The following is a 21,882-nucleotide window of genomic DNA, read 5'->3' on the forward strand; positions in this document are numbered from 1 at the left end:
ATTTTGCGGTAGCCTGGGTCACATGGTCAACAAAGTCTTCGCAACGGCGGCCGAGGCCGTTGCCGACGTCCCCGACGGAGCGTCCCTCGCGGTGGGTGGCTTCGGCCTCGTCGGTATCCCCTCGGTCCTCATCGACGCCCTACTCGCACAGGGTGCGACCGATCTCGAGACGGTCAGCAACAACTGCGGCACCGACGGATTCGGTCTGGGTCTGCTCCTCGAGCAGCACCGGATCCGGCGCACCATCAGCTCGTACGTCGGCGCCAACAAGGAATTCGCGCGGCAGTACCTCAGCGGTGAGCTCGAGGTCGAGCTCACCCCGCAGGGCACGCTGGCCGAGCGCATGCGCGCAGGGGGAGCGGGCATCCCCGCCTTCTACACCCCCGCCGGTGTCGGAACGCAGGTCGCCGACGGCGGTCTGCCGATTCGCTACGACGGCAAGGGCGGCATCGCTGTCGCCAGCAAGCCCAAGGAGACCCGCGAGTTCGACGGGGAGGCCTTCGTCCTCGAACGCGCCATCCGCACCGACTTCGCACTGGTCCACGCGTGGAAGGGCGACCGGCTCGGCAACCTCGTGTACCGGGAGACGGCCCGCAACTTCAACCCCGACGCCGCGGGCGCCGGTCGCATCACCATCGCGCAGGTCGAACATCTCGTCGAGCCCGGCGAGATCGACCCCGCCGAGGTGCACACCCCCGGCATCTTCGTCCAGCGAGTGGTCGAGGTCGGCAAGCAGGAAACGGGAATCGAGAACAGGACGGTGCGGGCATGAGCTGGACGCGTGACGAGATGGCGGCCCGGGTCGCGGCCGAACTCGAGGACGGACAGTACGTCAACCTCGGCATCGGCATGCCGACTCTGATCCCCGGTCACATCCCGGCGGGCAAGGACGTCATCCTGCACTCGGAGAACGGCATCCTCGGAGTCGGGCCGTACCCCGCCGACGACGAGGTCGACCCCGAACTGATCAATGCGGGCAAGGAAACCATCACCGTGGTTGCGGGCGGCGCGTTCTTCTCCTCGTCCGACTCCTTCTCGATGATCCGCGGCGGCAACGTCGACGTGGCCGTTCTCGGCGCGATGCAGGTCAGCAGTCACGGCGACCTGTCCAACTGGATGGTCCCCGGCGCCATGGTCAAGGGCATGGGCGGCGCGATGGACCTCGTCCACGGTGCGGGCAAGGTCATCGTGATGATGGATCACGTCACCAAGAAGGGTGAGCACAAGATCCTCGAGGAGTGCACGCTGCCGTACACCGGCAAGCGCTGCGTCCAGAAGATCGTCACCGACCTCGCCGTCATCGACGTCACCCCCGACGGCCTGCGGCTCGTCGAGACCGCACCCGGTCACAGCGTCGAGGACGTCCAGGCGGCGACCGGCGCGAAACTCCTCGTCGACGCCACCGTCTAGAACAGGCCACCCGTCCCCGCCCGACACGAACCGCGGGCGGCGGCCGGTCGTTCCCGCGCACAATGATGGCGGGCCCGTACCCTCTGGGCATGGGTGTGAGCGTGCGGGCCGCGATCAAATCCGACATCCCCGAACTGACGCGGGTCCTCGCCGACGCGTTCTTCGACGACCCCGTCATGGTGTGGATGTGGCCGGATCCCGAGCGCAGGCGGCGCGGCCTGCCGAGGCTGTTCGGGGTGGAGATCCGCCACCACCATCTCGCCGGCGGCGGTGCCGAGGTGGCCGAGGACGGGGACGGCGTGATCCGCGGCGCCGCCATGTGGGATCCGCCGGGCGGCTGGAAGGAGTCGACCTGGTCGTCGCTCGTCAGCCTGCCCGGTCTGATCCGGGCGTTCGGTCCGCGACTGGGCGTCGGCGCCACGGTCAGCGGAACCGTCGAGGACGCGCACCCGGTCGATCCCGTGCACTGGTACCTGGCGACCATCGGAACGTCGAGAGCGGGACGGGGCGGCGGCTACGGGACGGCGCTGTTGCGGTCGCGGCTCGACCGGTGTGATGCCGAGGGAATCCCGGCGTACCTGGAGTCGAGCAAGAAGGACAACATTTCGTACTACCAGCGGTTCGGCTTCGACGTCACCGGTGAGATCCGGATCCCGGACGGCGGGCCGACACTGTGGGCGATGTGGCGGGAGCCCGTCCGCGCGAACCCTTAGGCTAAGCTCGGCAAGCCTTACCTAAGTGGATCGGAAAACCTGGTAGACGAGAGGGTCGCCGCATGAACGTGGGACAACAGAGGATCGGCGTCAGCCGACGCGGATTCCTCCTGGGTACCGGGGGAGCGCTGCTCGCGTTCGCCGCGGCCTGCAGCAGCCCGGACGGCGGCGACAGTGGCAACGGCGGCGAGCCCGACGGCCCCGTCGTCGCCCACAAGTACGGCGAAACCCAGGTGCCCACGAACGCGCAGCGCATCGTCAGCGTCGGCTACAACGACCAGGACACGATCCTCGCGCTCGGCGGCCCGCTGGCAGGCACGTTCGACTGGTACGGCGACTACCCCTACGGCGTGTGGCCGTGGGCGCAGGACCTCCTCGGCGACGCGAAGCCGGAGATCGTCGGCACGGCGTCCACCAACATCGACTTCGAGAAGGTCGCGGCCGTCGCCCCGGATCTGGTGGTCGGCACCTACTCCGGCCTCACCCAGGCCCAGTACGACAAGCTCAGCGCCATCGCGCCGACGGTCGCGCAGCCCAAGGAGTTCGCCGACTACGGCGTCCCGTGGCAGGACCAGACGCGGATTCTAGGCGACGCACTCGGCAAGAAGGACAAGGCCGCCGAACTGGTGTCCGGTGTCGAGACGCAGTTCGCCGACGTCCGCGCCGCCAACCCGGCGTTCGCGGGCAAGACCGTCCTCGTCGGTGCGCTCAAGGGGCCGGGACAGTTCGGTGTGTACGGCCCGGAGGACCCGAAGGTCCGCTTCTTCACCGAACTCGGTTTCGTGAACCCCCCTGTGACGGAACAGATCACCGGCAACTTCGCGGAGATCAGCACGGAGCAGCTGTCGCTGGCGAACGTCGACCTCCTCGTCTGGTATGCGGGCGGCGGTTACGGCGACAAGCTGCGCGCGGAACTCGACAAGACGCCGATCTATCAGGAACTCGACGTGGTGAAGGCCGGCCGCACCATCACGCTCGAGGACGCCGCCGCCGAGGCGATGGCGTGGAGCACCGTACTGAGCCTGCCGTATGCGTTGAACGAGATCCCGCCGCGGGTCGCGCCCCTGCTCGCCTGAGACGCGGATGTCCGACGGCGTGAGCCCGGTTCGTGATACCAACGACTCGTGACCGCCATTCCTGAACTCCACGCCGGAACTCCGTTCGATGATCTCGACGACTATCTCGCGCTCGGTCGCGTCGGCGGCCTCGCGCTGTCGGCGGACGGGCGCAGGCTCGTCGTCGCGCAGTCGACGCTCGACGAGAAGTCGACGAAGTACGTCACCGCGCTGTGGGAGATCGATCCCACCGGCGAGTTCGCGGCGCGCCGGCTCACCCGGGGTCGCACCGGGGAGTCCAACGCGACGTTCACCAGCGACGGCGACCTGCTCTTCACGTCTTCCCGGCCGACGCAGGACGAGGACGATCTCCCCGACGACCTGTGGCGACTGCCCGCGCGGGGCGGCGAAGCGGTGATCGTCGCGCGACGCGGCGGCGGCATCACCGGGGTGCGTGCCGCACGGTGCGCACCGCGGTTCGTCGTCACCACCGGCGTTCTCGGTGGATCCGGCGACGCCGCCGACGACGAGCGGGTGCGCGCCGAGCGCAAGGAGAAGAAGGTCTCGGCGATCCTGCACACGGGCTACCCGATCCGCTACTGGGACCACGATCTCGGTCCCGACGTGCCGCACCTGCTGTCCGCCCCGCTGGACGCGCTCGCGGAGAACGGGCAGGAGCCGCAGCTCACCGATCTCACGCCGATGCCGGGTCCGGCGCTGCGGGAGGCGAACTACGCGCTGAGCGACGACGGCGCGTTCGTCGTGACGTCGTGGACGGTTCCCGGTCCGCTGGCGTCGATCCGGAACGTCCTGGTGCGCGTCGACACCGAGACGGGGGCGCGCACCGTCCTCGTCGACGACGGCGACGCCGACCTGTCGGACCCGGTGATCTCCCCGGACGGACGGCACGTGGTGTTCACGCGGGAATCGCATGCGACACCGGACTCCGCGCCGCGATTCACGCTGCACCGGTACAGCTTCGACACCGGCGCCGTCACGGACGTGGCGCCCGGGTGGGACCGGTGGGCCACGTCCGTGGTCTGGTTGTCCGATGGCTCGGGTCTCCTCGTGACCGCCGACGACCGCGGGCGCGCGCCGATCTTCCTCCTCCGCGACGGCGCGGACCCCACGCCGGTCACGACCGACGACTCCGCGTACACCGACCTGCAGGTCGCTCCGGACGGGTCCACGGTGTTCGCGCTGCGGGCGTCGTACGCGGCGCCGCCGCACCCGGTGCGCATCGACATCACCACCGGCGCCGTGTCGCTGCTGAAGGCGCCCGCGGACCTCCCCGAACTCCCGGGCACGCTGACGGAGGTCGAGACGGTCGCCGCGGACGGCGCAGCGGTGCGGGCGTGGCTCGCGGTGCCGACCGGTGCCTCCGCCCACGCGCCGGTGCCGCTCGCGCTGTGGGTGCACGGTGGCCCCCTGGGTTCGTGGAACACCTGGTCGTGGCGGTGGAACCCGTGGCTGCTGGTGGCGCGGGGATACGCCGTCCTGCTGCCGGATCCGGCCCTGTCCACCGGCTACGGGCAGGAGTTCGTCGAACGCGGCTGGGGCAAATGGGGCAAGGCGCCGTTCACCGACCTCATGTCGATCACCGACGCCGCGGTGGCGCTGCCCGAGATCGACGAGAAGCGCACCGCGGCGATGGGCGGATCGTTCGGCGGATACATGGCCAACTGGATCGCCGGGCACACCGACCGGTTCAAGGCGATCGTCACCCACGCGAGCCTGTGGGCGCTGGACCAGTTCGGCCCCACCACCGACGCCGCCTGGTACTGGCAGCGGGAGATGACGCCCGAGATGGCGGTGGAGAACTCGCCTCACCTGTACGTCGCGGACATCGTGACGCCGATGCTGGTCATCCACGGCGACAAGGACTTTCGCGTCCCGATCGGCGACGGGTTACGGCTGTGGTTCGAGCTGCTGTCGGAGTCGGGGTTGCCCGCGGACGACGACGGGGTCACCGACCACCGCTTCCTCTACTTCCCGGATGAGAACCACTGGATCCTCACCCCGCAGAACGCGAAGGTCTGGTACCAGGTGGTGCTGTCGTTCCTCTCGGAGCACGTGCGGGGCGAGGACGTCGCGCTGCCCGAGATCCTGGGCACGTAACCGGTTCGCAGGGGCCGCGCCGAGGCGGAGTCACGCCCGCCTCTCGCGGCCCCGGTCGAACTCCTTGCCGCCCCACACCCCGGACTGAGCGGTCGCCCTGGCGAAGAGCTCACAGCGGATCCGCAGCGCGCAGTGGCGGCACACTTCGCGCGCGTACGCGAAATCCTCGGTCGGGAAGGGGAACCACCGGTCCGGCTCGGGGTCGTCGCGGCACGCGGCGTCGACCCACCCGGCGGGGTCGTCGGAGGCGGGCAGCAGCGTGGACAGGGTCGTATCCAGGACGTCGGTCATCGGGAGATCTCCCCTTTCCGGGTGAAGTCGGTCGGTGGAGGCGGGATGCCCGGGATCTCGCGGCTACACCGCTGCGAGATTCCGCCAGATCTGCCGTTGCGCCTTCTCGATGTGCCGCGGCGCCTTCGGCTCCCACAGGAGCGGCATTCCCGCCTCCTCCGGCGTGCGGTCGGCCTTCCGCTGGTTGCAGGGGGCGCAGCACGCCACGAGGTTGGCCCACGTGTTCGGGCCGCCCCGGGTCCTCGGCTCCCGATCGGCCACCGTCTCGGCCGCGCCGACACGGATCAGCACTACTGCGCGTTCCGCGGGAATCTCACAGAGCGCCTCGTATGTGACGTTGAGGACCAGCACGGCGGCACGCGACCAGGTGCGGGCGTCGAGGATGGTCGAGGAAGGGTTCCGGGAGAAGTGCCTCACGGGTGTGCTCGGTTCTGTCGTCGGTTCGCGGCGGTCGAGGCACGCCGGGCGACGGTCGTCGATGCGGGCGTGTCAGGCGGTGCGGTGGGGCTTCGCGGCGGCCATGATCCCGCGTTCGCCTTGCCGGCCGACGGGGAAGGAAGGGGCGTCGCCCGTGCGTGACGGGCGCAACGCCACAGCGTAAACAGTGGGCAGTGCGCGCATCGCTACTTCCTTCCTGGAGTCGACGTGGGAACCGATCGGAACCCGTCGAGCATGGCACACGGCTGCGCCCGCGTCCTGGCATTTTCCGTGCCGCGGGACCCGCGAACTGGGGCCCTTCTATCGGACAGGATGCGCGACACGTCCGATGGATGCGGTGAAGTGGCCGTTCAATCGCTACGGTGTTCGATACGTACCCCGAATGAAGGAGACATCGTGGCACTTCCCCAGCTCACTGACGAACAGCGGGCAGCAGCTCTCGAGAAGGCCGCCGCCGCTCGTAAGGCACGCGCGGAGCTCAAGGACAAGCTCAAGTCCGGTGACATCACCCTCAAGCAGGTGCTTTCCAAGGCTGATGTCGACGACATCATCGGAAAGACCAAGGTCAGCGCCATCCTGGAAGCCCTGCCGAAGATCGGCAAGGTCAAGGCCCAGGAGATCATGGCCAACCTCGAGATCGCGCCGACCCGCCGCCTCCGTGGCCTCGGTGACCGTCAGCGCGACGCCCTGCTGGCTCACTTCAGCTGACACGTTTCCCGGGTGCCCGCCCCACGCCGTCCGGCGTCGGGGAGGGCACCCGGATGCGTTTCCCCTCCGCCTTTCCATCGAGTGCAACCTGAGGGTTGCGCAAGGAACCGCCGATATGCAACCGTGGGGTAGCACATCGTCGAGAGGTGAGGATGATCATGAGCGTTCCGGATGCGTCCCAGGACAGGATCGAGCGCGAGATCCAGATCGACGCCCCCATCGAGCGGGTGTTCCGGCTGGTGAGTGAACCCGGCTGGTTCATCGGCGACGGAGATCCCGGCAAGACCACCACCACACGCGAAGGCGACGTCTTCGTCGTGGAGTTCGCCCCATACGGACGCTTCCCGATTCTTCCGGTGAAGTCCGACGCGCCCCACTACGTCTCGTTCCGCGGCGGAGACGATCCCGCGCAGCCGCTGGTGGAGGGCACGTCCACTCTGGTCGAGTTCTTCCTGTCCGAGCGGGACGGCGGCACCCGCCTGCGTGTCGTCGAGTCCGGATTCGCCGCCCTGTACCCGAGCGCCGAGCGTCGCGCCTCCGCTATCGAGGGCAATGTCGAAGGCTGGGAGATTCAACTCGCGTTCGCCAAGCGGGACGCAGAAAGCGGCCGCGGCGAATAGTTCGGCGGCTGATGTGTCGACCTCGCTGACCGCAGTCGGGAGTGCGAACTCGGGTCGTTGTGACTCGGATCCATTGGTGAGCAACGGGTCTGGGGTGCGGCCCGAGCGTTCCCTGGTCGTGGTTCTGACCGGTTACGGCCGGGTGTGAACAGCGTGTCGCCGCCGATGGGCGGGTGTTTCGATGCATACTCGATATTCTCGAGTGGTTGCCGCATCGGATGCGGCAGACGAACCGGAGGAATCCCTTGAACGACCACCACGTGCAGCTCTTCTCCGAGCTGCACAGCACCGCAGGATCCCAGGCAGGCGGAGAAGACGCCGGCGAGGCGCTGCGTCCCGTCGACCCGGAGCACCGCACCGCCACCGAGGTGCACCGCGCACTGTTCAGCGACCAGTAGCCGGGCCGCACGGTAGCCCCGTCGTGGGTCGTCGGTGCGTTCATTAGACTCGACGGGTGACCAGTGCAGCTCCAGAAAATCCCCAGAACCGTGCCGATGCCCTCCCGAAGAGCTGGGACCCCAGTTCCGTCGAGGACGATCTGTATCAGGGCTGGGTAGACGCCGGTTACTTCCGCGCGGACCCTCACAGCGAGAAGCCGGGCTACTCCATCGTTCTGCCGCCGCCCAACGTGACCGGCAGCCTGCACATGGGTCACGCTCTCGACCACACGTTGATGGACGCACTGAGCCGCCGCAAGCGGATGCAGGGCTTCGAGGTGCTGTGGCTGCCGGGCATGGACCATGCGGGCATCGCGACGCAGACCGTGGTCGAGAAGCAGCTCGCCGTCGACGGCAAGACGAAGGAAGACTTCGGCCGCGAACTGTTCATCGACAAGGTGTGGGACTGGAAGCGGGAGTCCGGTGGCACCATCGGCGGCCAGATGCGCCGCATCGGTGACAGCGTCGACTGGAGCCGCGACCGCTTCACCATGGACGACGGGCTCTCGCGCGCCGTCCAGACCATCTTCAAGCGCATGTACGACGACGGTCTGATCTACCGGGCCGAGCGGCTCGTCAACTGGTCGCCCGTGCTGCAGACCGCGATCTCCGACATCGAGGTGAAGTTCGAGGACGTCGAGGGTGAGCTGGTCTCCCTGCGGTACGGCTCACTGAACGACGACGAACCGCACGTCGTGGTCGCCACCACCCGTGTCGAGACGATGCTCGGCGACACCGCGGTCGCCGTCCACCCCGACGACGAGCGGTACAAGCACCTGATCGGGACCACGCTCGAGCACCCCTTCACCGGCCGCGACATCCCGATCATCGCGGACGAGTACGTCGACCCCGAATTCGGCACCGGCGCCGTCAAGATCACTCCGGCTCACGATCCCAACGACTTCGAGATGGGCCTGCGGCACAACCTGCCGATGCCGACCATCATGGACAAGACCGGCAAGATCGCCGACACGGGAACGCAATTCGACGGTCTCGACCGCTTCGAGGCGCGGGTCAAGGTGCGGGAGGCGCTCGCCGAGCAGGGGCGCGTTGTCGCGGAGAAGCGGCCCTACCTGCACAGTGTCGGGCATTCCGAGCGCACCGGCGAGTCCATCGAGCCGCGCCTGTCGCTGCAGTGGTGGGTGAAGGTCGAATCCCTCGCGAAGGCGGCGGGTGACGCGGTCCGCAACGGTGACACCGTCATTCACCCGGCAAGTCAGGAACCGCGATGGTTCGCCTGGGTCGACGACATGCACGACTGGTGTATCTCGCGTCAGCTGTGGTGGGGTCACCGGATCCCGATCTGGTACGGCCCCGACGGCGAGGTCGCGTGCTTCGGACCGGACGAGACCGCGCCCGAGGGCTGGGTGCAGGACCCCGACGTCCTCGACACCTGGTTCTCCTCCGGGTTGTGGCCGTTCTCGACCATGGGCTGGCCCGAGAAGACGCCGGAGCTGGAGAAGTTCTATCCCACAAGCGTTCTCGTCACCGGTTACGACATCCTGTTCTTCTGGGTGGCGCGGATGATGATGTTCGGTACGTACGTGTCGGAGGACGACGCCATCGCGGGGCGGGGCGAGCGAAGCGACGGGGTGTTCAGCGAAGGCAAGTCCGGACCGCAGATGCCGTTCCAGGACGTGTTCCTGCACGGCCTCGTTCGCGACCAGTTCGGCAAGAAGATGTCGAAGTCGCGGGGTAACGGCATCGACCCCCTCGACTGGGTCGACCGCTTCGGCGCCGACGCGCTCCGCTTCACGCTGGCCCGCGGCGCCAATCCCGGCAGCGACCTGTCCGTCGGCGAGGATCATGCACAGTCGTCCCGGAACTTCGCGACCAAGCTGTTCAACGCGACCAAGTTCGCTCTCATGAACGGGGCCGCACCCGCGCCGCTGCCCGCACGAGGCGAACTGACCGATGCGGACCGGTGGATCCTCGACCGCCTCGACCGGGTGCGCGGCGACGTCGACGCAGCCTTCGACCGGTACGAGTTCAGCAAGGCGTGCGAGGCGCTGTTCCACTTCGCGTGGGACGAGGTCTGCGACTGGTACCTCGAGCTTGCCAAGGTGCAGTTCGCCGAGAACGACACGGTCGCGGCGAATACGAGGGCCGTGCTCGGCAACGTTCTCGACGCGCTGCTGCGCCTGCTCCACCCGGTCATCCCGTTCGTCACGGAGACCCTGTGGAAGGCGCTCACCGGAAACGAGTCCGTCGTCGTGGCGCAGTGGCCGCAGGCGGGGGATGCCGCCGCGGATGTGGTTGCGGCGCAGCGTGTCGAGGACATGCAGCGACTGGTGACCGAGGTGCGCCGGTTCCGCAGCGATCAGGGTCTCAAGCCGTCGCAGCGGGTGCCCGCGCGGATCAGCGGGATCACCGAGGCCGATCTGGACACCCAGCTCGCCGCCGTCACGTCGCTGGCTCGGCTGACGGACCCGGAGGACGGTTTCGCCGCGTCGGCCTCGGTGGAGGTGCGCCTGAGCAAGGCGACCGTCACCGTCGACCTCGACACGTCCGGCAACGTCGACCTCGGCGCCGAGAAGGCGCGGTTGGAGAAGGACCTCGCGGCCGCGCAGAAGGAACTCGCCGGGACCACCGCGAAACTCTCCAACGAGGCGTTCCTGGCCAAGGCCCCCGACGCCGTCAAGGACAAGATCCGGACGCGTCAGCAGATCGCGACAGAAGAAATCGAACGCATCACCAAGCGATTGAAGGAGCTGGAAGGCGCGTGACCTCGCCCGACTTCACGCCGGAGGAAGTCAGTCCGGTCGACCTCGCAGAGTTGACGCTGGTCGAGGCGGAACTCGACAAGCGGTGGCCCGAGACGAAGATCGAGCCGTCGCTGAGCCGGATCGCGGCGCTGATGGACATCCTCGGGTCCCCGCAGCACGGGTACCCGGCGATCCACGTCACCGGCACCAACGGCAAGACGTCGGTGACGCGGATGATCGACGCACTGCTCACCGCGCTGCACCGGCGCACGGGCCGCACCACCAGCCCGCACCTGCAGCTCGCCACCGAGCGGATCAGCATCGACGGACGCCCGGTGTCGCCGCGCCGCTACGTCGACACGTACCGGGAGATCGAACCGTACGTCCAGATGATCGACCAGCAGTCGCAGGCCGCGGGCGGCCCGGCGATGAGCAAGTTCGAGGTGCTCACCGCGATGGCGTACGCCGCGTTCGCGGAGGCGCCCGTCGACGTCGCCGTCGTCGAGGTGGGCCTCGGCGGGCGTTGGGACGCAACCAATGTCATCGACGGGCAGATCGCCGTGATCACCCCGATCAGCCTCGACCATGCGGAGTATCTCGGCGACGACCTCGCCGGGATCGCCGAGGAGAAGGCCGGCATCATCAAGAAGGGCCGCGAGGACGCTCTCGTGCCCAGCGACACGGTCGCCATCCTCGCCCAACAGGCGCCGGAAGTGATGGACGTGCTACTTCGCCGTGCCGTCGAGGTGGATGCCGCGGTCGCGCGGGAGGGCTCCGAATTCACGGTGCTCGCCCGGCAGATCGCCGTCGGCGGCCAGCAGTTGGAACTGCAGGGCCTCGGCGGGGTCTACACCGACATCTTCCTGCCCCTGCACGGGGAGCACCAGGCGCGCAACGCGTCGCTCGCGCTCGCGGCCGTCGAGGCGTTCTTCGGTGCCGGCCCGGAACGGCAGCTCGACCAGGACGCGATCCGGGAGGCGTTCGCGTCCGTCGTCAATCCCGGCCGGCTCGAACGCGTGCGCAGCGCCCCCACCGTCTTCCTCGACGCCGCACACAATCCGGACGGGGCCCGTGCGCTCGCCGCCGCCCTGACCGCCGAATTCGACTTCCGCAAGCTCGTCGGCGTCGTCAGCGTCATGGGGGACAAGGACGTCGACGGCATTCTGTCGGCGCTGGAACCGGTGTTCGACGAGCTCGTGGTGACGCACAACGGTTCGGCGCGGGCGATGGACGTCGAGAATCTCGCCAACCTCGCGGTCGCCAAGTTCGGCGACGAACGCGTCGTGGTGGCGCCGACCCTCGCGGACGCGCTGGAAACGGCGATCGGACTGGCCGAGGAGGTCGCCGAGCCCGGTGAGGCAGTATCGGGAGCGGGCGTCGTGGTCACCGGATCCGTCGTGACCGCCGGTGCGGCCCGCACCCTCTTCGGAAAGGACCCAGCGTGAGCGAGCAGGACCCCAGTACTTCGGAACCGGAGTTCGGCCCGCCGACCAAGGACCCGTGGAAGGGCTTCCGCGGCGTGGTCGCGGGATCCCTGATCCTGGAAGCGATCGTGGTGCTTCTCGCCCTGCCGGTCGTAGCGACGGTCGGCGGCGGACTCACCTGGTGGTCCGGAACGTACCTGGTGGGGCTCGCGGTGCTCATGATCCTCGGGGCCGGCCTGCAGGGCCGCCCCTGGGCGATGAAGTACAACCTGTTGTTGCAGGTGGGGCTCCTGCTCGGATTCTTCCTCCACGTGTCGATCGGTTCGGTCGGAGTGGTCTTCGCGATCCTGTGGGGCTACCTACTCTACTTCCGGCGCAATGTGCGTCAGCGAATGGAGCGGGGCCTGCTGCCGGGTCAGCGCGGCTGACCATTTAGGCTGTGCGCCGTGACTGAGCGCACCCTTGTCCTGATCAAGCCCGATGCCGTTGCCCGCGGATACGTAGGAGAAATCCTCGGTCGTATCGAGCGGAAGGGTCTCACGATCTCCGCGCTCGAGCTGCGCACCGCTCCCGGCGACATAGCCGCCGCCCACTACGCCGAGCACGAGGGCCGCCCGTTCTACCCCGGCCTGCTGGAATTCATCACCGGCGGCCCGCTCGTCGCGGCCGTCCTCGAAGGTCCCCGGGCAATCGCGGCCTTCCGTCAGCTCGCCGGCGGCACCGACCCGGTCGAGAAGGCCGTTCCGGGCACGATTCGCGGTGACTTCGGGCTCGAAGCTCAGGAGAACCTCGTCCACGGCTCCGACTCGGTCGAGTCCGCCGAGCGCGAGATCGCCCTCTGGTTCCCCCAGCTCGCCGCCAACTGACCCACCCTCTCCACCCACCCCTCGATCCACCGACCTGCCCTCCGGGCCGGCGGCGCCATCGTGAACGGAACCTGTTCCAGAACGATACGTGCGCCGCTGGCACGGACCGCGGCACACGTGTGGGATACTGAGGGTGGTCGGACCGCAATTTGTGCACCACGTGGCTTCGACCGGATGACACCACGGCTCGATGCCCTTCATCGCTGCCCCTGCGTCAACAGGAAATACCTGGGCGTATCGGCACGCTGGATGATCAGGCGCTCGCACCGCGGACCACGGCCATCCGCAAGGCACTACATGGGTGTGCAGTGAAAACGGACACTGCACGCGCTGTGTGGAGCGAGACCAGACAATCTCGCGCTCACATTTGGGGCGCGAGTACACATAATGCGCCCTCGCGTGGCCGCGTGACATTCCCTGACAGGGGAGTGGACGCGCCCGGGGGCTGAGGAGACTACGTGGCCGATCAAGCGCCGCCCACAAATTCAGAGCCGAACGATACGGCCACCGCCGGGAGCGCGGTTCCCGCTCTTCCGGAGAAGATTCGCGTTCACGCCCTCGCGAAGTTGCTGGGCGTCACGAGCAAGCAGGTTCTCGCCGAGGCCGCGGCCCTCGGACTGGAACTGCGCAGTGCGCAGTCGAGCCTGCAACGCGAGATCGCCGAGCGGGTATACGCAGGATTCACCGCTGCGGAGACCGCTCCCGCCGAGGTTGCACCGGAGGCTCCCGTCGAGCAACCCGAGGCTCCCGTCGAGGAAGCCCCCGCCGAGCAGGCTGCGGAACCGGAAGCCCCCGCCGAGGAAGCCCCGGCCCCGGAAAGTCCGGCTCAGGAAAGCCCGGAACCTGTCGCCGAGGAGGCCGCGGTTTCCGAACCCGACCTCGGGCGCGACCTGTTCACCACCGCCGCCTACCAGGCCGAGGCGCCCGCTGCCGAGGAACCGGCCGAGACTTCCGCCGTGTCTCAGGTCCCGCTCTTCCTGCAGCCCGACCTCGCGGCGGTCGAGACGCCGCCGCGTCGCCGGCGCAGTCGCCGGGACGCCGGGACGCCGGAACCCACCACCGAGCAGCCGCCCGTCGCCGAGGCGCGCGAGGACGTCGCCGAGCCCGCTAAGGCCACGGACACCGGCACCGCAGACACCGAATCGGACGAGTCCGACGTCGACGGCGATCAGCCGCGCCGACGCCGTCGCGGCCGTCGCGGTCGTGGCCGCGGACGGGGCGAACAGCTGAACGAGCAGGACACCGATACCGACACCGAGGGTGCCGAGGCCGAGGAGTCTGCGCGCGAGGGCCGTGAAGACAAGGGCACCGAGAAGGGCGCGGAGACCCCGAGCCCGGAGCCCGAGGAGAAGCCGAAGAAGGAGTCCGAGGAGAAGCCCGCGGACGCCGAGCAGGCGGAAGCGGAATCCGGGGACGAAGAGGCCGGCGAGGGTGACTCCGACGGTTCGAGCCGTCGTCGCCGCCGTCGGCGCCGTCGCAAGTCCGGTGGCGAGGGGTCGGGAGACGCCACGTCCGAGGACGATCCGCCGAACACCGTCGTCCACGAGCGTGAGCCCCGCAACAAGAGCCGCTCGAAGGACGAGGTCCAGGGCATCACCGGTTCGACGCGGCTGGAGGCGAAGCGTCAGCGTCGCCGCGACGGCCGCGATGCCGGTCGTCGCCGTCCGCCGATCCTCACCGAGTCGGAGTTCCTGGCACGCCGCGAGGCCGTCGACCGCGTCATGGTCGTGCGCGACCGTCTCGCCGCCGGGCAACCGCACGCGACGACGCAGGTCGCCGTGCTCGAGGACGGTGTCCTCGTCGAACACTTCGTGACCACGTCGGCGTCTGCCTCGATGGTCGGCAACGTGTACCTCGGACGCGTCCAGAACGTGCTGCCCAGCATGGAAGCGGCGTTCATCGACATCGGCCGCGGCCGCAACGGCGTGCTGTACGCGGGTGAGGTCAACTGGGAGGCCGCCGGCCTCGGTGGCAACTCCCGCAAGATCGAGCAGGCGCTCAAGCCCGGCGACCAGGTGCTGGTCCAGGTCAGCAAGGACCCGGTCGGGCACAAGGGTGCGCGGTTGACCACGCAGATCAGCCTCGCGGGCCGGTTCCTCGTCTACGTGCCGGGCGGCACGTCCACCGGGATCAGCCGCAAGCTGCCCGACACGGAACGCAAGCGCCTCAAGGACATCCTGCGCGACATCGTGCCCTCGGACGCCGGAGTCATCATCCGGACCGCGTCGGAGGGAGTGAGCGAAGAGGAACTCGCTCGCGACGTGACGCGCCTGCAGGAACAGTGGGCCGGGATCGAGGCGCAGGCCGCGAAGGCGGAATCCGGCAAGTCCGGCAACCCGCAGGCCCTCTACGAGGAGCCCGACCTTCTCGTGAAGGTCATTCGCGACCTGTTCAACGAGGACTTCTCCAAGCTCGTGATCGAGGGCGAGAAGGCCTGGTCGACGGTCGAGTCGTACATCAAGTCCGTCGCGCCCGACCTCATGCCGCGGCTCGCGCAGCACACGTCGGACAACGGTGTCGACGTCTTCGAGGCGCACCGCATCGACGAGCAACTGGCGAAGGCACTCGACCGCAAGGTCTGGTTGCCGTCCGGCGGCACGCTCGTGATCGACCGCACCGAGGCCATGACCGTGGTCGATGTCAACACCGGCAAGTTCACCGGTGCCGGCGGAAACCTCGAGGAGACCGTCACCCGGAACAACCTCGAGGCTGCCGAGGAGATCGTCCGGCAGATGCGTCTGCGGGACATCGGCGGCATGATCGTCGTCGACTTCATCGACATGGTGCTCGAGTCGAACCGCGACCTGGTGCTGCGACGCCTGACCGAGGCCCTGGGCCGCGATCGCACCCGCCACCAGGTGTCCGAGGTCACGTCGCTGGGGCTCGTGCAGATGACCCGGAAGAAGCTGGGCACCGGCCTGGTCGAGGCGTTCTCCACGACGTGTGAGCACTGCCACGGCCGCGGCATCATCGTCCACGCCGAGCCGATCGAGGTGAAAACCTCCGATGACACCGGTGCACGCGGGTCTTCCCGCGGCGGCGACTCCGGCGGCTCCCGCAAGAAGCGGGGACGCGACAAGTCGTCCGGCGGGGACGCCCCGCAGGCTCCCGCGCACGAGGAGACCCCGACGGTGGACGCCACCGTGAAGCGGGCTCACCCGGTCGCTCTCGCGATGGCACACCACCATCACGAGGAGGAGGAGGCAGCACACAAGGCGGAGGCTTCGGCCGCGGACGAGGCGCAGCTGCCCGGGATCGAGGAGGCCGTGGCCGAGGCGCCCGCAGCGGTGGCTGCGGAAGCCGTCGTGGCGCCCGAGGCCGAGGTCGCCGTCGTCGAAGAGGCTGTCGTCGAGGAAGCCGTGGAAGCTGCGGCCGAGGCGCCTGCTGTCGAATCGGCACCGGCCGAAGCGGCACCGGTCGCCGAGACCCCGGAACCCGTCGTGGAGCGCGCACCCGAGCCCACCCCGGAACCCGAGCCCGCACCGGAGCCGGTGGCCCCGACGCGGCGCAGGAGTCGCCGGGTGTCGAGGGCGGCGGCAGCGCCGGTATCCGAAACCCCCAGCGCCGGGACCGTGTTCGTGATTCCGACGCCGGAGCCCGGCGCGGAGCACGCACCGGAACCGGAGCCGGCCATGTCGGCCTCGACCGTGAGCGGACCGGCGGCGTCCTCGTCGGACGGCGCCGATCCGCAAGCAGCGCCGCGCAAGCCGCGTCGTCGCCGGGCCGCGGCACGTCCGGCAGGCCCGCCGGTCGACGCCGACCACTGATCAGGGAACGCGGGAAGGCAATCGACGCCGGTTTGTACGGAACGGTTGCCTTCCTGTAACCTTGACCAGTCGCTACTCGGCGATGAAGGTCAGCTGTGCCCTCACCTGTGAAGGCTGCGCGATCTCGACCGAGCTAGCCGTCACACCAGACCAGTCGCGCACACTGTGGCGCGAGCAAGTTCGAAGAAGCAAGGGGTAGCCCTCCGATGGCAACGTACGCGATCGTCAAGACCGGCGGAAAGCAGTACAAGGTCGCTGTTGGTGACCTCGTCAAGGTCGAGAAGATCGAGGGTGAGCCCGGCACTGCTGTCTCGCTTGCTCCCGTTCTCGTCGTCGACGGATCCGACCTGACGACCGACGCCGACAAGCTGGCCAAGATCTCGGTCACGGGTGAGGTCGTCGAGCACACCAAGGGCCCGAAGATCCGGATCCACAAGTTCAAGAACAAGACCGGTTACCACAAGCGTCAGGGCCACAGGCAGAAGCTGACGGTCCTCAAGGTCACCGGCATCAAGTAACTAGAGCTTCAGAGCTGATTTCACCCGAGGAGGGTCAAGAACATGGCACATAAGAAGGGTGCATCCAGCTCCCGTAACGGTCGCGATTCAAATGCTCAGCGACTCGGCGTGAAGCGTTTCGGCGGCCAGTCCGTCAGCGCCGGCGAGATCCTGGTGCGTCAGCGCGGAACCCACTTCCACCCCGGCGTCAACGTCGGTCGTGGCGGCGACGACACGCTCTTCGCTCTCTCCGCCGGTGCCGTCGAGTTCGGCACCAAGCGTGGACGCAAGACCGTGAACATCGTTCCGGCGGCGGCAGAGGTCTAGTCCTGCCGCGAGTATGCATCGTCCCGTGAGGGACGTTTCAAGCTCCCAATAGGGGCGGACCTGGGTCGAGATACCCGGTCCGCCCCTATTGTTTGTTTCAGAGTTGTTTGCTTCAGAGTGAGATCAACACAATTGACTGAGGAAGGATCCGGCAGTCATGTCCCGATTCATTGACCGCGTCGTGCTGCACGTCAGCGCCGGAAAAGGCGGCAATGGCTGCGCCTCCGTACACCGGGAGAAGTTCAAGCCGCTGGGCGGCCCGGACGGCGGCAACGGCGGGCGTGGCGGTGACGTCGTGCTCGAGGTGGACGGCAACGTCCACACCCTCCTCGACTTCCATTTCCACCCCCACGCGAAGGCCACCAACGGCAAGCAGGGGATGGGAAGCAACCGCGACGGCGCCCAGGGCGACGACCTGATCCTGAAGGTCCCCGACGGCACCGTCGTCCTCGACAAGGACGGCCGGATCCTCGCCGACCTCATCGGTGTCGGCACCCGCTTCGAGGCCGCCCAGGGCGGCCGCGGCGGGCTCGGCAACGCAGCCCTCTCGTCGAAGGCGCGCAAGGCACCGGGCTTCGCCCTCCTCGGTGAAGAGGGAGTCGAGCGGGAACTGGTCCTCGAACTGAAGTCCGTGGCCGATGTCGGTCTCGTCGGATTCCCGTCGGCGGGCAAGTCCTCGCTCGTGTCCGTGCTGTCGGCGGCGAAGCCGAAGATCGCCGACTACCCGTTCACCACCCTCGTGCCGAACCTCGGCGTCGTGTCGAGCGGAGACACCACGTTCACCGTGGCCGACGTGCCCGGGCTGATCCCCGGCGCGAGCGACGGCCGCGGACTGGGACTGGACTTCCTGCGCCACCTCGAGCGGTGCGCCGTGCTGGCGCACGTCGTCGACTGCGCGACCCTGGACCCGGGCCGCGACCCGATCTCCGACATCGATGCCCTCGAGGCGGAACTCGCCGCGTACAAGGGTGCGTTGTCCGGGGACACCGGCCTCGGTGACCTCGCGGACCGCCCCCGCATCGTGATCCTCAACAAGGCGGACGTACCGGAGGCGGCCGAGTTGGCCGAAATGGTGACCCCCGACCTCGAGGCCCGCGGGTGGCCGATCTTCACGATCTCGGCGGTCAGCCGAGAGGGGTTGCGCCCGTTGACGTTCGCGCTGGCGAAACTGGTTGCGGACTACCGTGAGGCACATCCGAAGGCCGAGCCGAAGCGTCAGGTGATCCGCCCGGTGATCGCCAACGAGAACAGCTTCAGCGTCGTCGCCGATCCCGAGATCCCCGGTGGGTTCATCGTCCGTGGCACGCGGCCGGAACGCTGGGTGCGGCAGACGCAGTTCGACAACGACGAGGCCGTGGGCTACCTCGCCGACCGCCTCGCGCGGCTCGGTGTGGAAACCGAACTCGTCAAGCAGGGTGCGGAGCCCGGCGCGTCCGTCACGATCGGCAACGTGAGCTTCGACTGGGAGCCCCAGACACCCGCCGGTGTCGATCTCACCCGCACCGGCCGCGGCACCGACCCGCGTCTGGATCAGGTGGAGCGCATCGGCGCGACCGAACGCAAGCACGCATCCAGGGTCCGTCGCGGTCTCGAAGGCCTCGACCCCGAAGACCAGTGAGCGCCACCCGGCGCACGGTCGCGTCGGCGGGCAGCATCGTCGTGAAGATCGGATCGTCGGCGCTGACCAGTCTGGTCGGCGGGCTCGACGTCGGTCGGCTCGACGCGCTGGCCGACGCGATCGAGGCACGGATGCGTGCCGGTTCCGACGTCGTGGTCGTGTCGTCCGGCGCGGTGGGCGCGGGTCTGGCCCCGTTGGGGCTGACCAGGCGGCCGCGGGACCTGGCGACGAAGCAGGCCGCGGCGAGCGTCGGCCAGCTGGCGCTCGCCCACGCCTGGGGCACCTCGTTCGCCCGGTACGGGCGCACGGTGGGGCAGGTGCTGCTCACCGCGGACGACATCGCCCGCCGCGCGCAGCACCGCAACGCGCAACGCACCCTCGACCGTCTGCGCGCCCTGCACGCGGTCGCGATCGTCAACGAGAACGACACCGTCGCCACCGCTGAGCTGCGATTCGGTGACAACGACCGGCTCGCCGCGCTCGTCGCGCACCTGGTCGGCGCGGACGCGCTCGTGCTGTTGTCCGATGTCGACGGGCTGTACGACGGCGACCCCCGCAAGGGCAACGCGACGCTGATCCCCGAGGTGAACAGCCCCGAGGATCTCGACGGGGTGGTCGCCGGCTCGGGCGGCGCTCTCGGCACCGGCGGGATGGCGTCCAAGCTGTCCGCGGCGCGCCTCGCGGCCGATGCCGGTGTGCCCGTGCTGCTCGCCGCCGCCTCGGACGCCGGCGCGGCGCTGCGGGACGCGAGTGTGGGGACGGCGTTCGCGGCCCGGCCGTCCCGGTTGTCCGCCCGCAAGTTCTGGGTGCGGCACGCCGCGGACGAACAGGGCATCCTGCACATCGACGAGGGCGCAGTCCGGGCCGTCGTCACCCGGCGGCGGTCGCTGCTGCCCGCGGGCATCACTGCCGTGTCGGGACGGTTCTACGGCGGCGACGTCGTGTCACTCCTCGGACCCGAGGAACGTCCCGTGGCCAGGGGAGTGGTGGCATACGACTCGGCGGAGATCAACGACATCCTCGGCAAGTCGACCCAGGAACTGCCTGCCGAGATGCAGCGGCCCGTGGTCCACGCCGACGACCTGGTGCCGCTCTAGAGGTCAGGCGGGTAGGGCGGACGACGCGTCGAGCAACGCGGTGAGGGCTTCCGAGCAGCCCGCGTGCACGGTGAGGGTGGCGAACTCGTCGCCGCGCGTCGCCCCGCGGTTGACGATCGCGATGGGGATGCCGCGTTTGGCGGCGTGCCGGACGAACCGCAGTCCCGACATGACGGTGAGCGAAGAGCCGGCCACCAGCAGCGCCTCGGCCTCGTCGACCACGTCGTAGGCGGCCGCGACCCGCGGCTTCGGGACGGACTCACCGAAGTACACGATGTCGGGTTTGAGCATGCCTCCGCACGCCTCGCAGTCGACCATCCGGAAATGCTCGGTGCTGGTGACGACCGCGTCGGCGTCCGGTGCGATCTCCACTCCCTGTGCGGCGGCGACGGTCTCGGCGAAACCCGGGTTCGCGCGCTCGAGTCGGTCGGCGAGCGTCGCCCGGGAGATCAGTGCGTTGCACGTCAGGCACCGGACCTGGGCGTACGTGCCGTGCAGGTCGATGACCCGGCGACTGCCGGCCTTGGTGTGCAGGAGGTCGACGTTCTGGGTGACGACCGCACACGCGACCCCGGCCCGTTCGAGCCCGGCGAGGGCGCGATGGCCGGTGTTGGGCCGAGCGGCGTCCATGTGCCGCCAGCCGAGGTGGTTCCGCGCCCAGTAGTGGCGGCGGAAATCGGGGTCACCGGTGAACTGCTGATACGTCATGGGAGTGCGCGGGGGTGAATCCGGGCCGCGGTAATCGGGGATCCCGGAGTCCGTCGAGATGCCGGCGCCGGTGATCACACACAGGCGCCGGCCTCCGAGTACGTCGATCAGTGGGGCGAACACGCACTCCAGAATAGCGCCGGTTCAGTACCCGACGACGGGATCGATCAGGGCGGTGAGATTCTCACCTGCGACGAAGCGGGTGACGTTCAGCGCCACGTGCTCGGCGAACGCCGGGGGACGGACCGCAGGCGGGTTGGAATCGTGCGGAGTGATGATCACATTCGGCAGATTCCACAGCGGGTGACCGTCGGGGAGCGGTTCGGGATCGGTGACGTCGAGTCCTGCCCCGCCGATCGTGTTGTCCCGCAGCGCTTTCACCAAGGCGTTGGTGTGGACGAGTGAGCCGCGCGCGACGTTGATGACCCACGCGGTCGGCTTCATCTGCGCGAACTCCGCCGCCCCGACCAGATGATGGGTGGCGTCGGTGGCGGGCGCCCCGATCACGAAGTGGTCCGCGCGGGCCCACACCTCGCCCAGCCGGGTGGTGGGGAGCGTCTCGATCGCGCCCGGCACTGGGCTTCCGGAACGATTCACCGCGATCACGTCGGCGCCGACACCCGCGAGCATCGGGATCAGCGCCCGGCCGATACCGCCGGCACCCACGATCGCGACCGTGCTGCCGCGCAGGGTGCCGACCTTCGAGAAGAACTCCTGCTGGCGCCAGGTCTTCGCCTCGAGGTGCTCGGGCAGTGCTCGCACGCCTGCCAGCAGCAGCGTCAGCGCGTGCTCGGCGACGGTCGCGGCGAACGCGCCCGCCGCCGACGTCCACAGCACGGTGGAGTCGGGTCTGATCACCTTCGCGGCGAACCACTCCTCGACACCCGCGGAGTTCAACTGCACCCAGCGGATGTTCTCGGGAAGCGGGTCCGGGAACCCGATCGGACCCGTCGTCCAGACCAGGGCGTCCGCGGACTCGAGGGGTGCCACACGGGCACCGCCCCGGCGCACCGCATCCTCGAGGAGCGGGTCCGGGGCGGGTCCGATGGCTATAGCTGGAACAGCAGCGTCGTCGGCCATGGG

At 68.9% G+C, this 21,882-nt stretch carries 21 protein-coding genes; 17 read left to right on the top strand and 4 right to left on the bottom strand.

Translation table 11 applies throughout. The annotated features are described in order from the left end of the window. Positions 1–22: 22 nt before the first annotated feature. From CA951_RS25540 to CA951_RS25560, 5 genes are all read left to right on the top strand, one after another. The gene (locus CA951_RS25540; protein WP_087559495.1) at positions 23–772 is read left to right on the top strand and encodes a CoA transferase subunit A; all 750 of its coding nucleotides are present in this window, start codon (positions 23–25) and stop codon (positions 770–772) included. After that, positions 769–1,410 (top strand): 3-oxoacid CoA-transferase subunit B, encoded by a 642-nt coding sequence (locus CA951_RS25545; protein ID WP_087559496.1) that lies wholly within the window; start codon positions 769–771, stop codon positions 1,408–1,410. The genes CA951_RS25540 and CA951_RS25545 overlap by 4 nt, the downstream gene beginning before the upstream one ends. Positions 1,411–1,499: 89 nt before the next feature. After that, positions 1,500–2,123, top strand: a complete 624-nt coding sequence (locus CA951_RS25550) for a GNAT family N-acetyltransferase (protein ID WP_087559611.1) — start codon at positions 1,500–1,502, stop codon at positions 2,121–2,123. A 62-nt stretch (positions 2,124–2,185) separates the two neighbouring features. Next, complete coding sequence (locus tag CA951_RS25555; protein ID WP_087559497.1) at positions 2,186–3,199, top strand: iron-siderophore ABC transporter substrate-binding protein; 1,014 nt, start codon at positions 2,186–2,188, stop codon at positions 3,197–3,199. Positions 3,200–3,247: 48 nt separating this feature from the next. Continuing rightward, positions 3,248–5,296 (top strand): prolyl oligopeptidase family serine peptidase, encoded by a 2,049-nt coding sequence (locus tag CA951_RS25560; protein WP_087559498.1) that lies wholly within the window; start codon positions 3,248–3,250, stop codon positions 5,294–5,296. A gap of 30 nt (positions 5,297–5,326) precedes the next feature. Here the strand turns inward: CA951_RS25560 and CA951_RS25565 are convergent, their stop codons facing one another. Together CA951_RS25565 and CA951_RS25570 are read right to left on the bottom strand one after the other, a co-directional pair. Next, positions 5,327–5,587, bottom strand: a complete 261-nt coding sequence (locus tag CA951_RS25565; protein WP_087559499.1) for a WhiB family transcriptional regulator — start codon at positions 5,585–5,587, stop codon at positions 5,327–5,329. A 63-nt stretch (positions 5,588–5,650) separates the two neighbouring features. Continuing rightward, complete coding sequence (locus CA951_RS25570; protein WP_087559500.1) at positions 5,651–6,004, bottom strand: HNH endonuclease; 354 nt, start codon at positions 6,002–6,004, stop codon at positions 5,651–5,653. Positions 6,005–6,421: 417 nt separating this feature from the next. On the opposite strand from CA951_RS25570, the gene mihF reads away from it, so the two are divergent. The 12 genes from mihF (at position 6,422) to proB (ending at position 20,091) form a co-directional block, all read left to right on the top strand. Continuing rightward, positions 6,422–6,733 carry an integration host factor, actinobacterial type gene (mihF, locus tag CA951_RS25575; RefSeq protein ID WP_005248100.1) on the top strand — a complete coding sequence of 104 codons (312 nt, stop codon included), beginning with the start codon at positions 6,422–6,424 and terminating at the stop codon, positions 6,731–6,733. Between the two features lie 152 nt (positions 6,734–6,885). Continuing rightward, complete coding sequence (locus tag CA951_RS25580; RefSeq protein ID WP_087559501.1) at positions 6,886–7,353, top strand: SRPBCC family protein; 468 nt, start codon at positions 6,886–6,888, stop codon at positions 7,351–7,353. A 245-nt stretch (positions 7,354–7,598) separates the two neighbouring features. Further along, positions 7,599–7,751, top strand: coding sequence for a hypothetical protein (locus CA951_RS25585; RefSeq protein WP_009474026.1), 153 nt, complete (start codon positions 7,599–7,601; stop codon positions 7,749–7,751). A gap of 56 nt (positions 7,752–7,807) precedes the next feature. After that, the gene (locus CA951_RS25590) at positions 7,808–10,516 is read left to right on the top strand and encodes a valine--tRNA ligase (protein WP_087559503.1); all 2,709 of its coding nucleotides are present in this window, start codon (positions 7,808–7,810) and stop codon (positions 10,514–10,516) included. Continuing rightward, complete coding sequence (locus CA951_RS25595) at positions 10,513–11,940, top strand: folylpolyglutamate synthase/dihydrofolate synthase family protein (RefSeq protein WP_087559504.1); 1,428 nt, start codon at positions 10,513–10,515, stop codon at positions 11,938–11,940. Before CA951_RS25590 ends, CA951_RS25595 begins: the two co-directional genes overlap by 4 nt. Beyond that, on the top strand, positions 11,937–12,347 hold the full coding sequence (locus tag CA951_RS25600) for a DUF4233 domain-containing protein (protein ID WP_087559505.1): 411 nt from the start codon (positions 11,937–11,939) through the stop codon (positions 12,345–12,347). The genes CA951_RS25595 and CA951_RS25600 overlap by 4 nt, the downstream gene beginning before the upstream one ends. 18 nt (positions 12,348–12,365) lie before the next feature. After that, positions 12,366–12,785 (top strand): nucleoside-diphosphate kinase, encoded by a 420-nt coding sequence (ndk, locus tag CA951_RS25605; protein WP_087559506.1) that lies wholly within the window; start codon positions 12,366–12,368, stop codon positions 12,783–12,785. A gap of 458 nt (positions 12,786–13,243) precedes the next feature. Further along, positions 13,244–16,552, top strand: coding sequence for a translation initiation factor IF-2 N-terminal domain-containing protein (locus tag CA951_RS25610; protein ID WP_087559507.1), 3,309 nt, complete (start codon positions 13,244–13,246; stop codon positions 16,550–16,552). Between the two features lie 206 nt (positions 16,553–16,758). After that, positions 16,759–17,070: a 50S ribosomal protein L21 gene (gene rplU / locus CA951_RS25615; RefSeq protein WP_005248081.1), complete on the top strand. Its 312-nt coding sequence runs from the start codon at positions 16,759–16,761 to the stop codon at positions 17,068–17,070. Positions 17,071–17,112: 42 nt separating this feature from the next. Continuing rightward, positions 17,113–17,376: a 50S ribosomal protein L27 gene (rpmA, locus tag CA951_RS25620; RefSeq protein ID WP_012688267.1), complete on the top strand. Its 264-nt coding sequence runs from the start codon at positions 17,113–17,115 to the stop codon at positions 17,374–17,376. Between the two features lie 157 nt (positions 17,377–17,533). Further along, positions 17,534–18,994: a GTPase ObgE gene (gene obgE, locus CA951_RS25625; RefSeq protein ID WP_087559508.1), complete on the top strand. Its 1,461-nt coding sequence runs from the start codon at positions 17,534–17,536 to the stop codon at positions 18,992–18,994. Next, positions 18,991–20,091, top strand: coding sequence for a glutamate 5-kinase (gene proB / locus CA951_RS25630; protein ID WP_087559509.1), 1,101 nt, complete (start codon positions 18,991–18,993; stop codon positions 20,089–20,091). The genes obgE and proB overlap by 4 nt, the downstream gene beginning before the upstream one ends. 3 nt (positions 20,092–20,094) lie before the next feature. Here the strand turns inward: proB and CA951_RS25635 are convergent, their stop codons facing one another. Together CA951_RS25635 and CA951_RS25640 are read right to left on the bottom strand one after the other, a co-directional pair. Then, a complete protein-coding gene (locus CA951_RS25635; protein WP_087559510.1) occupies positions 20,095–20,922 on the bottom strand; it encodes an NAD-dependent protein deacetylase in 828 nt (275 codons plus the stop codon). A 21-nt stretch (positions 20,923–20,943) separates the two neighbouring features. After that, on the bottom strand, positions 20,944–21,879 hold the full coding sequence (locus tag CA951_RS25640) for a D-isomer specific 2-hydroxyacid dehydrogenase family protein (protein WP_087559511.1): 936 nt from the start codon (positions 21,877–21,879) through the stop codon (positions 20,944–20,946). Positions 21,880–21,882: the final 3 nt, after the last annotated feature.

The sequence above is a fragment of the Rhodococcus sp. NCIMB 12038 genome, assembly GCF_002165735.1.
GTDB lineage: Bacteria > Actinomycetota > Actinomycetes > Mycobacteriales > Mycobacteriaceae > Rhodococcus_F.

Bases quoted from the DNA above. Each gene is read 5' to 3' on its own strand.
- CA951_RS25545 (WP_087559496.1), top strand. From the start codon at position 769: ATGAGCTGGACGCGTGACGAGATGGCGGCCCGGGTCGCGGCCGAACTC.
- CA951_RS25580 (WP_087559501.1), top strand. From the start codon at position 6,886: ATGATCATGAGCGTTCCGGATGCGTCCCAGGACAGGATCGAGCGCGAG.
- CA951_RS25640 (WP_087559511.1), bottom strand. From the start codon at position 21,879: ATGGCCGACGACGCTGCTGTTCCAGCTATAGCCATCGGACCCGCCCCG.
- CA951_RS25565 (WP_087559499.1), bottom strand. From the start codon at position 5,587: ATGACCGACGTCCTGGATACGACCCTGTCCACGCTGCTGCCCGCCTCC.
- rpmA (WP_012688267.1), top strand. From the start codon at position 17,113: ATGGCACATAAGAAGGGTGCATCCAGCTCCCGTAACGGTCGCGATTCA.
- CA951_RS25555 (WP_087559497.1), top strand. From the start codon at position 2,186: ATGAACGTGGGACAACAGAGGATCGGCGTCAGCCGACGCGGATTCCTC.
- obgE (WP_087559508.1), top strand. From the start codon at position 17,534: ATGTCCCGATTCATTGACCGCGTCGTGCTGCACGTCAGCGCCGGAAAA.
- rplU (WP_005248081.1), top strand. From the start codon at position 16,759: ATGGCAACGTACGCGATCGTCAAGACCGGCGGAAAGCAGTACAAGGTC.
- CA951_RS25540 (WP_087559495.1), top strand. From the start codon at position 23: ATGGTCAACAAAGTCTTCGCAACGGCGGCCGAGGCCGTTGCCGACGTC.
- CA951_RS25550 (WP_087559611.1), top strand. From the start codon at position 1,500: ATGGGTGTGAGCGTGCGGGCCGCGATCAAATCCGACATCCCCGAACTG.